Origin of the sequence: Lactobacillus sp. PV012 (genome assembly GCF_014522325.1) — a bacterium.
Taxonomy (GTDB): domain Bacteria; phylum Bacillota; class Bacilli; order Lactobacillales; family Lactobacillaceae; genus Lactobacillus.
Genome location: NZ_CP041983.1, coordinates 662,321 through 674,599, shown reverse-complemented (window position 1 = coordinate 674,599; position 12,279 = coordinate 662,321). Strand labels below are relative to the sequence as shown.

Genomic DNA, 12,279 nt, shown 5'->3' with positions numbered 1-12,279 from the left:
TATAAAAAGAAAAAGTAGCCACTAACAACCAGTGACTACTTTCTTTCTAAGATAATTTATCTTTTAAGCGTTCAAAAAAGTTCTTTTCTTGTGGGGTGATATTCCCACCTCCAGCTTTAACGAAATCTACTAAAGCTTCTTTTTGCTTATCATTTACCTTCTTAGGAATTGTAACATCTACAGTTACTTCATGATCTCCGTTACCTTCACCATTAAGCTTTGGTACACCTTCACCACGTAACTTAAAGTGAGTATTCGGTTGTGTACCTGCTGGAATCTTCAAAGAAACTTTTCCATGAACAGTATCAACTTGAATTTGATCACCCAAAGTTGCTTGAGCAAAAGAAATTGGAACTTTGCTGTAGATAGTGGTGCCTTGACGGGTAAATTCTTTACTTGGACGAATTCTAAACACAATGTAAAGATCTCCGTACTCGCCACCATTTTTACCAGCTTCACCTTGACCAGCCAATCTAATTTGTTGACCATTATCAATACCCGCTGGAATCTTAACTTGAAGAGTTTGTTTCTTATTAACAGTTCCTTTACCCTTGCAAGTTTGACAAGGATGTTCAATTATCTTTCCAGTACCATGACACTTGTCACAAGTAGTTTGTTGTTGAATTACACCAAATGGAGTTTGGCGAGTGACTGTCATATGACCAGTTCCGTGACACTTGTCACAGGTAATTGGATGCGTTCCTTTTTCAGCTCCACTACCATCACAAGTAGGACAAGTTTCACTTCTTGTATAGGTGATATCAGTTTCCTTACCTTTGATTGCATCCATAAAGTCAATCGTCATTGTGTAGTCTAAATCTTGACCGCGTTGAGGTGCAGTTGGGTCAACATTTCTTTGTCTTGAACCTCCACCAAAAAGGTCACTAAAAATGTCACCAAAACCACCAAAGCCACTAAAATCACCATAAGGATTGCCACCAGTAGCTCCGCCACCAAAGCCACCTTGACCATTTACACCAGCTTGTCCAAATTGGTCATAGCGTGCACGTTTATCCTTATCATGAAGCACTTCATAAGCTTCATTAACTTCTTTATATTTTTCTTCAGCACCAGGTTCATGGTTTAAGTCAGGGTGATACTTTTTTGCTAATTTTCGGTAGGCCTTACTAATGTCGGCATCACTAGCAGATTTATCTACCCCTAGTATCTCATAGTAATCATGTTGTGCCATAAATTTTCTCCTTCAATATTTAGAAAAGAAAAGAACTACATTCCGCAGTTCTTTCTTTTTATCTATTATTATAGCTATTTTACTTATCTGGGTCTACCTTGTGAAAATCTCCATCTACAGTAGAACCATCGTTTGAAGAACCATTGTTACCTTGATCACCATTTGGTTGAGGTCCTTGAGGACCACCTTGTGGATTGCCTTGAGCTCCACCATTTTGTTGGTAAAGTTTAACAGCTAAATCTTGTGCAGCCTTAGATAAAGCTTCTTTCTTTTCCTTCATTTCATCAAGGTTATTATCTTTTTGTGCCTTCTTCAATGCTTCTTGAGCATCTTTCACTGCCTTGATATCTGCTTCTGGAACTTTACCATCAACATCTTTCAAGGTCTTATCAGTTGTGAAGATTAATTGATCTACTTCGTTACGTAAATCAACTTCTTCTTTTCTCTTCTTATCTTCTTCAGCATGTTCTTCGGCATCTTTTTGCATTTTCTTAATTTCTTCATCTGATAAACCAGAAGAACTCTTGATAGTAATCTTTTGTTCCTTACCAGTTCCCATATCCTTAGCAGAAACATTTACAATACCGTTTTTATCAATATCAAATGTAACTTGGATTTGTGGAACACCGCGTGGTGCTGGTGGAATATCAGTTAATTCAAAACGTCCTAAAGTCTTATCATCAGCTGCCATTGGACGTTCACCTTGTAAAACGTGAACATCTACTGCTGGTTGATTATCAGCTGCAGTTGAGAAAATTTGACTCTTTGAAGTTGGAATAGTGGTATTTTTATCAATTAATTTGGTAAATACACCACCCATAGTTTCGATACCAAGTGATAATGGAGTAACATCAAGTAAAACAATATCCTTCACATCACCAGAAATCACACCACCTTGAATTGCTGCACCTAAAGCTACAGCTTCATCAGGGTTGATTGAGTGGTCAGGTTCTTTACCAGCCCACTTTTTAACTGCTTCTTGAACAGCTGGAATACGAGTAGATCCACCGTTTAAGATTACCTTATCAATGTCATTTACAGTTAAGCCTGCATCTTTTAAGGCGTTATCAAATGGAATCTTAGTCTTTTCTACTAAGTCATTAGTTAATTCATCAAACTTAGCACGAGTTAAGTCAGCTTCTAAGTGAAGTGGACCTGCTTCACCAGCAGAAATGAATGGAAGTGAAATATGAGTTGAACTTACACCAGATAAGTCTTTCTTTGCTTTTTCAGCAGCATCTTTTAAACGTTGAAGAGCCATCTTATCTTTTGATAAGTCAATGCCATTTTCATCTTTAAAGTTTTGGATTAACCAATCCATAATCTTTTTATCAAAGTCATCCCCACCTAAGTGAGTATCACCATTAGTTGAAAGGACTTGGAAAACTCCATCCCCTAATTGAAGAACAGAAACGTCAAAGGTACCACCACCAAGGTCGTAAACTAAAACCTTTTCGTCTTCTTCATCTTTATCCAAACCATAAGCAAGGGATGAAGCGGTTGGTTCATTGATAATTCTTTGAACATTTAAACCAGCAATTTTACCAGCATCTTTAGTTGCTTGACGTTGAGCGTCATTAAAGTAAGCAGGTACTGTAATAACTGCATCGGTTACTTCTTCACCTAAGTAGTCTTCTGCAAACTTTTTAATGTATTGTAAAATCATTGCAGAGATTTCTTGTGGAGTATATTCCTTGTCTCCAACTTTAACCTTGTAACCATCTTCACCCATATGACTCTTAATTGAAATCACTGTATTAGGATTAGTAATTGCTTGACGCTTTGCTACTTCCCCTACCTGAATTTCACCATCTTTAAATGAAACAACGGATGGAGTGGTACGGTTACCTTCTGGATTAGTAATAATTTTAGGTTGGTTACCTTCAAGTACTGCTACTGCTGAGTTAGTAGTACCTAAGTCAATACCGATAACTTTTGACATCTTATAAGCTTCCTTTCATTACTGAGCTACAACTACCATAGCTGGTCTTAGCGTACGATCTTTATATTTATACCCTTTTTGTAAAACTTGAACTACATGATCAGTAGGATGGTCATCATCAGCTGCTACTGTTTGAACTGCTTGATGCAAAGTAGGATCAAAAGCAGCTCCTTTGGCTTCAATCTCTTCTATACCATGATCGTTTAAGGCTTTTACTAAAGCATCTAAAGTCATTTGGACACCCTTTTGAAGTTGCTTAGCAGCTTCATCATCTGCCTTAACTGCTAATGCTCTTTCTAAGTTGTCTACTGCAGGCAAAACATCTTTAGCTAAATTTTGAGCCTCATATTTTATTAATTGAGCTCGTTCTTTAGTATAACGATTTTGCATATTTTGAATTTCTGCTTGACTTCTAAGATAACTATCTTCAAGCTTTTGATTTTTAGCAGTTAATTCATCCACCTTAGCTTGTAATGCTAAAATTTTTGGATCTTCTGCTTGTTTTTTAGAATCTACTTCTTGTTTCTTATCTTCTGCTTCATCTGGAGTAACTTTATTTTTCAAGTCTTCTTCTTTAGGAAATTCTTCTTTACTCACAGCTAGCCTCCTTTAATTTAGCCTTCCATAATAATCAAGTAATTTCTGTGCTAATTCTGTCCGAAAAGAATCAAGCAACCCAATCATTTGTGAATAAGGCATATTTGTCGGACCTAAAAGAGCAATTGTACCTCTTCCATATTTTCCCACCGTATAATGAGCAGTTAATAAACTGTAATTATCTAGTAAGCTAGAAGGTAAGTCACTTCCTAAAGTAACTTGAACTCTGTGGGAATCAGGACTTTGAGAACTAAGACCAATTAATCTACAAATTTCATCATTTTTATCAAGTAACTCATATAAAGATTTTATTTGTCTAACATCTTTATTTTCTGAATTATTAAATAAGTTAATTTGACCATCTACATATAATTCTTCACTAAGTGAATCTTTTATCACATCTTCAAGAAGTTTTAGGACTTCTGGTGATGAGCCTCTTAAAAGTAGATGCTGCGCAATTTCTTGCATCATTGCTTGATTAATCGCAGTCACAGGCTTCCCTACAACTTGCTTATTAATTAAGCTAACAGCTTCTTCAATTTCTTGCCCACTAATCTTAGTAGGTAAAGAATAAATTTGATTCTTAACATTGCCATCATCTGTAACTAAAATCGCCATTACTTGACGTGCAGATAATGGTACAATTCTAAAACCGGTAATCAACCTACCATCAGTTTCAGGACCTGCAGCAAAGGCAGTATAATTAGTCAAATCTGACAAAATCTTAGCGGCTTCTTGTACAATCTGATTAACTTGACTAAAAGGTTGATCTAAGTGTAATCCTATCTTGTCATACACCTTTGTCGGTATTTGAACCGGATCAACTAAATTATCAAGATAATAGCGATAGCCATCGCTAGAGGGAATACGTCCACTTGAAGAATGAGTTTTTTCAAGTAAGCCCTTTTCTTCTAGGACTGCCATTTCATTGCGAATCGTTGCACTTGAAACTTTAATTGGCAGTTGAGTCATCACGGTTTTAGAACCAACTGGTTCATTTGTTTGAGCAAAGTCTTGAATAATCATCTTCAAGATTAACTCTTGCCGTTTAGTCAACATTTTATCGCCCCTTTATTAGCACTCAAGTTTTATCTGTGCTAACTATTTATTATGATACTAATAAATTAGCAAAAAAGCAAGCTAAGTGCTAAAATATAAAAATTATTTATCTTTAAAGTATTGCTTAATATTTCTTTCGTCACTTTTTAGTTGCTTTATTAGATTTTCAACGCCATCAAATTTGACATTGTCTCGCATAAATTTATACCAAGCAACAGTTAATTCTTTTCCATATGCTTCTTCATCAAAGCCAAAGAGATGGGTTTCAATAGTTAAATTTTTATTTTCAAATGTATCGTTATAGCCGACACTTGTCATTGCTTCATACCACTTGCCATCAATTTTAGCCTTAGTGGCATAGACCCCTGGTTTAGGTAAAACCTTTTTCCCAGAAATATCAATATTAGCTGTTGGAAATCCTAGCTCATGACCTCTTCTAAAACCATGGACAATTTCACCTGTTATTTCATACGGGTGCCCTAATAGCTGAGCAGCCAGACTCATTTCTCCATTCTTAATAGCTTCTCTTATTCTACTTGAACTAATCTTTTTATCTTTATAATTTTGCTTTGGTTCCATTTTAGTTACAAACCTTCCCTTTGCAAATCGAGGTAAATTTTCCATATTTGCAATATTTTTATTACTTCCATAGGTATAATCAAAACCTGCTATCACCACTTTTGCCTTTAAAGGCAAAATTACTTTATTGACAAACTCAGCAGGTGTAAGCTTACTAAACTTTGGCGTAAAATTGACAAATAATAAATAATCTACTCCTAATTTTTCAAAATATTTCATTTTTTCATCATTTGTTGATAAATATTGAACTTTTTTTGTAGTATCAAGTATTTCAAGGGGATGCTTGGTAAAGGTCATCACCATTAAAGGGAGATTTTTTTCGAGAGAAATTTTTTTACCATCTTTTATTAATTTTTGATGTCCTAGATGAACACCATCAAAAAAACCTAACGCAAGGACCACACCAGTATTTGTGACCTCTTCTTGCCAAGGATAGGTCAATGAAAGTACCTTCATTTTACCACCTGCTAACTATTTTGAAGTAACATTAAATCTGCACGATATTCATTACCCATCTTTTTGTAAATTGCCTTAATTTTTCCATTATAAGAAAGAGCTACTTTTTCTTCTGAGACTCCCTCTAACTGGATTCCAGCTCCATTTTTTACCCGAGAAAACTGCGCTTGCGATAAATCAATCTTTTTATATTCTTTGAAAAATTCATCAATTGGTTGGAGCCACTTTTCTGGTTGATCTAAATTTTCCTCAATCTCAGATAATGTTACTGCATGATTAATATTAAAGCCAGAACTTGCTATTCTAGTTAAACTAGTCATTACAGCTGGAACATCCAACAGAGTTCCTAAATCATTTACTAATGATCTCACATAGGTTCCTTTCGAACATTGAATTGAAAAATCAAAATATTCTAGTTTATCTTTTTCGTCAAAGCGTGGCTCTTGCGTTAGTTGATAATCATAAATAGTTACATCCCTTTCAGGTAATTCCACGGGAATGTTTTCACGGGCATATTCGTATAATCTTTTCCCCTTAACTTTAACCGCAGAATAAATTGGTGGCACCTGCTTAATTTTGCCAGTTATTTTTTTCATTGCTGCTTTTAAATCAGAACTTGAATATTGTTGCTCCAATTCAAGACTCTCCAAAATATGTCCTTGAAGGTCATAACTGTCAGTTCTACTGCCCAACATCCCTTCTCCAATATAAGATTTAGGTTTTTCATGCATCAATTCAATTAACTTCGTTGCCTGACCAATCGCAATTGGTAATACACCATCTACTTCCGGATCAAGAGTTCCTGCATGACCAATTTTTCTAATGTGGAGCAGCTTTCTTAATTTATATACACAATCACTGCTTGTCATTCCTCTAGGTTTATTTAAAACTACAATTCCATTTATCATATTTTTCCTCTTAAATATTTTCATAAAAAAAGACGTCTCTAAGACGTCTTTTTGTTATTAATTGTTACTTTCACGAGCTTCGTCATCTTTTTTTACTTGACGAATTAAGTTGTCAATCTTATTACCATAAGCTACTGAACTATCTCGTTTAAAAATTAATTCAGGAACTTTATATAAAGTAAGAGTTTGACCTAACAAGTGACGCATAGCACCCTTAGCTTTTTCTAATCCTTCAGCTGCTTGCTTTTCAGCTTCTGGAGTATCTGACAATAAACTGTAGTAAACAGTCGCATAAGATAAATCATTTGTGCATTCTACTGCAGTAATTGTGACATCTTGAACTCTAGGATCACGGATATCTTTTCGTAAAATTTTAGTTAGTTCACGAAGAATTTCTCCTTCAACTCTTCCAATTCTGTGTTTCATTGTTAAATACTCCTTTACAAAAAGAGTTGGCCTATTTTACAGGTACTTCTTGCATTTCATATGCTTCAAGTTCATCATCAACTTTAATGTCATTGAAGTTTTCAATGGTTATACCACAATCAAATCCTTGCTTAACTTCTTTAACATCATCTTTGAATCTCTTTAATGAAGCAACTTTACCATCATATTTTACAATACCATCACGAATTACACGAATTCCTGAATCGCGAGTTACATAGCCACTATCAACAAATGCACCAGCAATGGTACCAACCTTAGAAACTTTCCAAGTTTCGCGAACAGTTAAGTTACCAGTTACCTTTTCTTCATAAGTTGGTTCAAGCATACCCTTCATTGCAGCTTCTACATCATCCATTGCCTTATAGATAATGTTGTAAAGGCGAATGTCTACTCCTTCACCTTCAGCCTGATTCTTTGCGGTAGCAGTTGGACGTACATTAAAACCAATAATAAATGCATTAGATGCACCAGCTAACGTAACATCAGATTCATTAATTGCACCAACACCTGCGTGAATGATGTTAACTCTTACACCTTCAACATCAATTTTTTCAAGTGATTGTTGCAAAGCTTCTACAGAACCTTGAACATCTGCCTTCAAAACAATATCAACAGCCTTCATATTCTCTTTCTTCATGGTATCAAAGAGGTTATCAAGAGTTACATGTTGAACATTTTCACGTTGTTTTTCAAGAGAATTCTTAGCTCTTTGTTCACCAACACTTCTAGCAGTCTTTTCATCCTCAAAGACAACTAACTTATCTGCAGAAGTTGGAACATCATTTAAACCAGTAATTTCAACAGGAGTTGAAGGAGTAGCCTTTTTAATTCTTCTTCCCTTATCATTGGTCATTACACGAACACGTCCGTAAGTGTCACCAATAACAATTGGATCTCCAACCTTCAAAGTACCTTGTTGAATAAGTAAGTCGGCTACTGGACCACGGCCTTTATCAAGACGAGCTTCAACAACAGTACCAATTGCCTTTTGATCTGGATCTGCTTTAAGTTCCATCACATCTGCTTGCAGTAAAATCATTTGGAGAAGTTCATCTACATTTTCACCGGTTTTAGCAGACATCTTAACAAAGATGGTATCTCCACCCCAGTCTTCTGGAACAAGTCCATGTTGCATTAATTGTTCCATCACGTGATCAGGGTTAGCACCTGGTTTATCAATCTTGTTAACTGCTACAATAATTGGGACTCCAGCACTTTTCGCATGGTCAATAGCTTCAATAGTCTGAGGCATTACACCATCATCTGCTGCTACCACTAAGATAACGACATCAGTTACTTCTGCCCCACGAGCACGCATATTTGAAAAGGCAGCGTGTCCTGGAGTATCTAAGAAGGTAATCAAACGATCATCAACATGAACTTGGTAAGCACCAATATTCTGAGTAATTCCTCCAGCTTCATGTTCAGAAACATTTGTATGACGTAAGCGGTCAAGTAAAGTAGTCTTACCATGATCAACGTGTCCCATAATAGTAACTACTGGTGGACGTTTTACTTGATTTTCGGATTTCTTAGAAGCTTCCATTTCTTTAGTGTAAAGATTATCAATATCCGAAATATCTTCATGAACTTTTTCTTCTGCTTCAATTCCATATTCAGCAGCCAATAATTCAATTGTATCTTTATCTAAAGATTGGTTTTGATTAGTCATTACTCCTAACATAAAGAGCTTTTTAACTAATTCAGCTGGTTCACGGTGAAGTAATTTACCTAAATCTTGAGCATTCATTCCCTCTTCGTAAACTAATACTTCTGGTAATGGACGTTCCTTACGTTGAGTAGGTTGCTTTTTAACTTCAGTGTGTTGCATCCCTTTATTTTTCTTATTGCGACGACGACGTGCCTTATCTGAATGATCGTTTCGTTCGTGTTGATAAGTTTGGTGTCTCTTCTTAGACTTACCAAATTCTTTATTTCTTGTTGGTTTAGTATCTTTACCCTCTACAGGAGGTGCAATAATTGGTTCTGTTTTCTTCGGTCTTCTTCTTTGCTGTGAGTTGTTATTAGAAGAATGATTATTACGGTTGTTATAAGTGTGTCGATTATTATTTTCGTTTGACTTAGCACTCTCTACCTTCTTTACCTTATTTCTAGCAGGTGATGGCTTAATAATCTTTGGTCCAACAGTCTTCTTTGCTGATTGAATATGAGCCTTAACAGCTTCGGCCCCTTCTTTAATTTTAGGTCTTTGAGTTTGCGTAGGCTTTTCTTCTTTCTTTGAGCTCTTTATAGGAGCAGATTTTTGTGAATTTTGTTCTTCATGCCACTTACGGCGTGTTTCATTTGCACGTGCATCTAATTCACCGGCTTCAGCACGTTGTTTTTGCTTAAGTTGTTTTAACTTATCTTGGGCAGCAGGTTGTTGAGAAGCAGTTTGTTTACTATTATGATTTGGTCGTTGCTTCTTTGGTCGGTTATTTTTCTTTTCAGCTTTATCGTGCTTTCTAATCGCACCAACTGAAACCTTAATTTTACTTTTACCTGCTTGAGTTTTTGCAGAAGTGGATTTTTCCTTATTCTTTCCACTCTTTAAACTGCTAACTAACTTTGTAATCTGTGTATCATCCAAGGAGGACATGTGACTTTTTACATCAAAACCAAGTTTCTGAGCTTGATTTACTACAATCTTGTTTTCGATGTTCAATTCTTTTGCTACTTCATAAATTCTTTTTTTCGCCATCAAACCACACTCCTTATTCTATTTTTTTAACTATTGCTTGACTAAATCCTTGATCAGTAACCGCAACTATTTTGCGTTCTTTACCTAATGCTTGAGATAATTGCTTACTTGATAACATATCATAGATTGGAACATGTTGCTTTCGATTTAAAAAATTTAATTTTTCTTTGGTATTTTCGCTTAAATCAGATGCAATGAAAATAACTTTTATTTTTTTATGCATTAAGCCCAATTTTACTGCATCAAAACCAGTTACTAATTTCCCCGCACGTTGAATCAAGCCCAAAAAATTTAAAATTTTTTCTTCTTTTTGCACTTTTTAGTCACCAAACAATTCTTTACGTGCCTTTTGATGTTCTACATAGGCATACAATTCTTTATAAAAATCTTCAGACACTTTAATGCCTAAGCTTTTTTCTAACACTCTATTTTTTTGAGCACTGGCAATTTTTTCAGGTTCCAAAGAAACATAAGCACCTCGTCCCGATTTTTTACCAGTAGGGTCAACGAAAATATTCTTTTCCTTATCTACCACTACTCTTACTAACTCTTTTTTGGGCATCATTGTGTTAGTCAAAAGATCTTTTCTCATTGGAATTTTTCTTTTTTTCATAGCACTTCACCCATTTCTTTAATCTTGCGTTTCTTTTACTTCGTCTTCATTAGCTGAAGTTACTTCAGTATCACTATTTTCTGTTGTTTCTGTATCTTCAACTGGTTCTTGACTACTATCAGCTTCCTCAGTTGTAGAACTTTCTTCAACAAATTCTACTTGAGATTCAGGCTTAATGTCAATCTTATAACCAGTCAATCTTGCAGCAAGTCTTACATTTTGGCCTCGCTTACCAATTGCTAAAGACAATTGATAATCTGGTACAATTACCAAAGCATTTTTTTCATCTTTTTCATCACCGAATTGAACAGCGATTACTTCAGCAGGGTTTAAAGCATTAGCAATGAAATCAGAAGGATCTTCTTCATATTTAACAATATCTATATTTTCACCACCGAGTTCATTAACAATATTTTGAACTCTAGCACCTTTAGGCCCAACTAAAGTACCTACAGGATCAATGTTAGGATCATCTGTTTTTACTGCAATCTTAGTTCTGTCACCAGCTTCTCTAGCGATTGAAACAATTTGAACAGTACCATTGTAAACTTCAGGGACTTCTTGTTCAAATAAACGTTTCACAAGGCCAGGTGCAGTTCTAGAAACAGTAATCTGTGCTCCTTTAGAATCACTACCAACGTGAGTTACCAAAACTTTGATTCTATCTTGAGGATTATAAGTTTCAGTCGACAATTGATCATTATGGGGCATTACTGCCTCTACATTACCAATATTAACGTAAACAAAACGGTTATCGCGACGTTCAACAACTCCAGTTACCATTTCATCTTCATATTGAGAATATTCTTCAATAATATGATTTCTTTCAGCTTCTCTTAAACGTTGCATAATCACTTGCTTAGCAGTTTGAGCAGCAAGTCGGCCAAAATTCTTAGGAGTTACTTCAAAACGAATTTCATCTCCTACTTCATATGCTCCATTAATTTCTAAAGCATCTTTTAAACTTACTTCCAGACGAGGATCTTGAACTTCCTCAACTACTGTTTTAATAGCGTTAACTTTGAAGTTACCTTTTTTTTCATCAAAAACTACTTCAACATTTTGTGCTTGATTATAATTTTTCTTATAAGCAGCTACTAAAGCAGCTTTCATTGCTTCAACTATCACATCTGGTTTAATACCCTTTTGCTTTTCTAAGGTTGAAAAAGCTTCTAGCATTTCTTTAGACATAATTTTACCAGTCCTTTCTAAAATTCGACTGCAAAGCGAATGTTAGCAATTGCATCACGAGGAATTTCAATTTCTTTTCTGCGAGTTTTGATTTTTACATCTAATATAACTTTGTCTTCATCAAAATCCTTCAAAGTTCCTTCATACATCTTATTGCCATCAATCTTTTTATAAAGACCGACATGAACATATTCTCCCTTTGCCTTTTCCCAATCCTTTTCTGTTTTAATTGGACGTTCCAATCCAGGAGAAGAAAGCTCTAAGATATAAGGTTGAGGAAATGGATCTGGCTCCAATTCATCAAGTTTTTCAGAAACAATATCACTTAATTCAGCAATTTCTTCAATATCAATCCCACCTGGAACTCGGTCAACGTATACTCGAAGATAATATTGTGAACGTTCCTTAACGTATTCTACATCAACGAGTTCGTCTCCACGAGCCTGTGCGATGGGAGCAACTACATTTGCAACAATTTCAGTAACTTTTGCCAATTTTGATTCCTCCGTACTAAAAAGAGTGAGCATTTCTGCTCACTCGAACTCGCTATTCGAACTACTGTTAGGATAGCATAATTATCAATGTTTGTAAAAT

General features: G+C 35.4%; 12 protein-coding genes. All 12 read right to left on the bottom strand.

Annotation, left to right across the window (positions count from 1 at the left end; all coding sequences use genetic code 11):
* Positions 1-46 precede the first annotated feature (46 nt).
* The 12 genes from dnaJ to rimP all read right to left on the bottom strand — a co-directional run bounded on the left by dnaJ (position 47) and on the right by rimP (position 12,179).
* Entirely contained in the window at positions 47-1,192 is a 1,146-nt protein-coding gene (gene dnaJ / locus FP433_RS03410) for a molecular chaperone DnaJ (RefSeq protein ID WP_265487159.1), read from the bottom strand.
* Between the two features lie 79 nt (positions 1,193-1,271).
* The gene (dnaK, locus tag FP433_RS03405; RefSeq protein ID WP_265483004.1) at positions 1,272-3,134 is read right to left on the bottom strand and encodes a molecular chaperone DnaK; all 1,863 of its coding nucleotides are present in this window, start codon (positions 3,132-3,134) and stop codon (positions 1,272-1,274) included.
* A gap of 18 nt (positions 3,135-3,152) precedes the next feature.
* Positions 3,153-3,731 (bottom strand): nucleotide exchange factor GrpE, encoded by a 579-nt coding sequence (gene grpE / locus FP433_RS03400; protein WP_265483005.1) that lies wholly within the window; start codon positions 3,729-3,731, stop codon positions 3,153-3,155.
* A 12-nt stretch (positions 3,732-3,743) separates the two neighbouring features.
* Entirely contained in the window at positions 3,744-4,790 is a 1,047-nt protein-coding gene (gene hrcA, locus FP433_RS03395; RefSeq protein ID WP_265487157.1) for a heat-inducible transcriptional repressor HrcA, read from the bottom strand.
* A gap of 102 nt (positions 4,791-4,892) precedes the next feature.
* On the bottom strand, positions 4,893-5,825 hold the full coding sequence (ribF, locus tag FP433_RS03390) for a riboflavin biosynthesis protein RibF (protein WP_265487155.1): 933 nt from the start codon (positions 5,823-5,825) through the stop codon (positions 4,893-4,895).
* An 11-nt stretch (positions 5,826-5,836) separates the two neighbouring features.
* Positions 5,837-6,733, bottom strand: coding sequence for a tRNA pseudouridine(55) synthase TruB (truB, locus tag FP433_RS03385; protein WP_265487153.1), 897 nt, complete (start codon positions 6,731-6,733; stop codon positions 5,837-5,839).
* Between the two features lie 57 nt (positions 6,734-6,790).
* Complete coding sequence (locus tag FP433_RS03380) at positions 6,791-7,159, bottom strand: ribosome-binding factor A (protein ID WP_265483012.1); 369 nt, start codon at positions 7,157-7,159, stop codon at positions 6,791-6,793.
* A gap of 31 nt (positions 7,160-7,190) precedes the next feature.
* On the bottom strand, positions 7,191-9,881 hold the full coding sequence (gene infB, locus FP433_RS03375) for a translation initiation factor IF-2 (protein WP_265483014.1): 2,691 nt from the start codon (positions 9,879-9,881) through the stop codon (positions 7,191-7,193).
* Between the two features lie 13 nt (positions 9,882-9,894).
* On the bottom strand, positions 9,895-10,197 hold the full coding sequence (locus FP433_RS03370; RefSeq protein WP_265483016.1) for a L7Ae/L30e/S12e/Gadd45 family ribosomal protein: 303 nt from the start codon (positions 10,195-10,197) through the stop codon (positions 9,895-9,897).
* Between the two features lie 3 nt (positions 10,198-10,200).
* Complete coding sequence (gene rnpM / locus FP433_RS03365; protein WP_265483017.1) at positions 10,201-10,494, bottom strand: RNase P modulator RnpM; 294 nt, start codon at positions 10,492-10,494, stop codon at positions 10,201-10,203.
* An 18-nt stretch (positions 10,495-10,512) separates the two neighbouring features.
* On the bottom strand, positions 10,513-11,685 hold the full coding sequence (nusA, locus tag FP433_RS03360; protein ID WP_265483019.1) for a transcription termination factor NusA: 1,173 nt from the start codon (positions 11,683-11,685) through the stop codon (positions 10,513-10,515).
* A gap of 17 nt (positions 11,686-11,702) precedes the next feature.
* Positions 11,703-12,179 (bottom strand): ribosome maturation factor RimP, encoded by a 477-nt coding sequence (rimP, locus tag FP433_RS03355; RefSeq protein ID WP_265483021.1) that lies wholly within the window; start codon positions 12,177-12,179, stop codon positions 11,703-11,705.
* Positions 12,180-12,279: the final 100 nt, after the last annotated feature.

Bases quoted from the DNA above. Each gene is read 5' to 3' on its own strand.
- truB (WP_265487153.1), bottom strand. From the start codon at position 6,733: ATGATAAATGGAATTGTAGTTTTAAATAAACCTAGAGGAATGACAAGC.
- dnaJ (WP_265487159.1), bottom strand. From the start codon at position 1,192: ATGGCACAACATGATTACTATGAGATACTAGGGGTAGATAAATCTGCT.
- rnpM (WP_265483017.1), bottom strand. From the start codon at position 10,494: ATGAAAAAAAGAAAAATTCCAATGAGAAAAGATCTTTTGACTAACACA.
- nusA (WP_265483019.1), bottom strand. From the start codon at position 11,685: ATGTCTAAAGAAATGCTAGAAGCTTTTTCAACCTTAGAAAAGCAAAAG.
- dnaK (WP_265483004.1), bottom strand. From the start codon at position 3,134: ATGTCAAAAGTTATCGGTATTGACTTAGGTACTACTAACTCAGCAGTA.
- hrcA (WP_265487157.1), bottom strand. From the start codon at position 4,790: ATGTTGACTAAACGGCAAGAGTTAATCTTGAAGATGATTATTCAAGAC.
- FP433_RS03380 (WP_265483012.1), bottom strand. From the start codon at position 7,159: ATGAAACACAGAATTGGAAGAGTTGAAGGAGAAATTCTTCGTGAACTA.
- ribF (WP_265487155.1), bottom strand. From the start codon at position 5,825: ATGAAGGTACTTTCATTGACCTATCCTTGGCAAGAAGAGGTCACAAAT.
- infB (WP_265483014.1), bottom strand. From the start codon at position 9,881: ATGGCGAAAAAAAGAATTTATGAAGTAGCAAAAGAATTGAACATCGAA.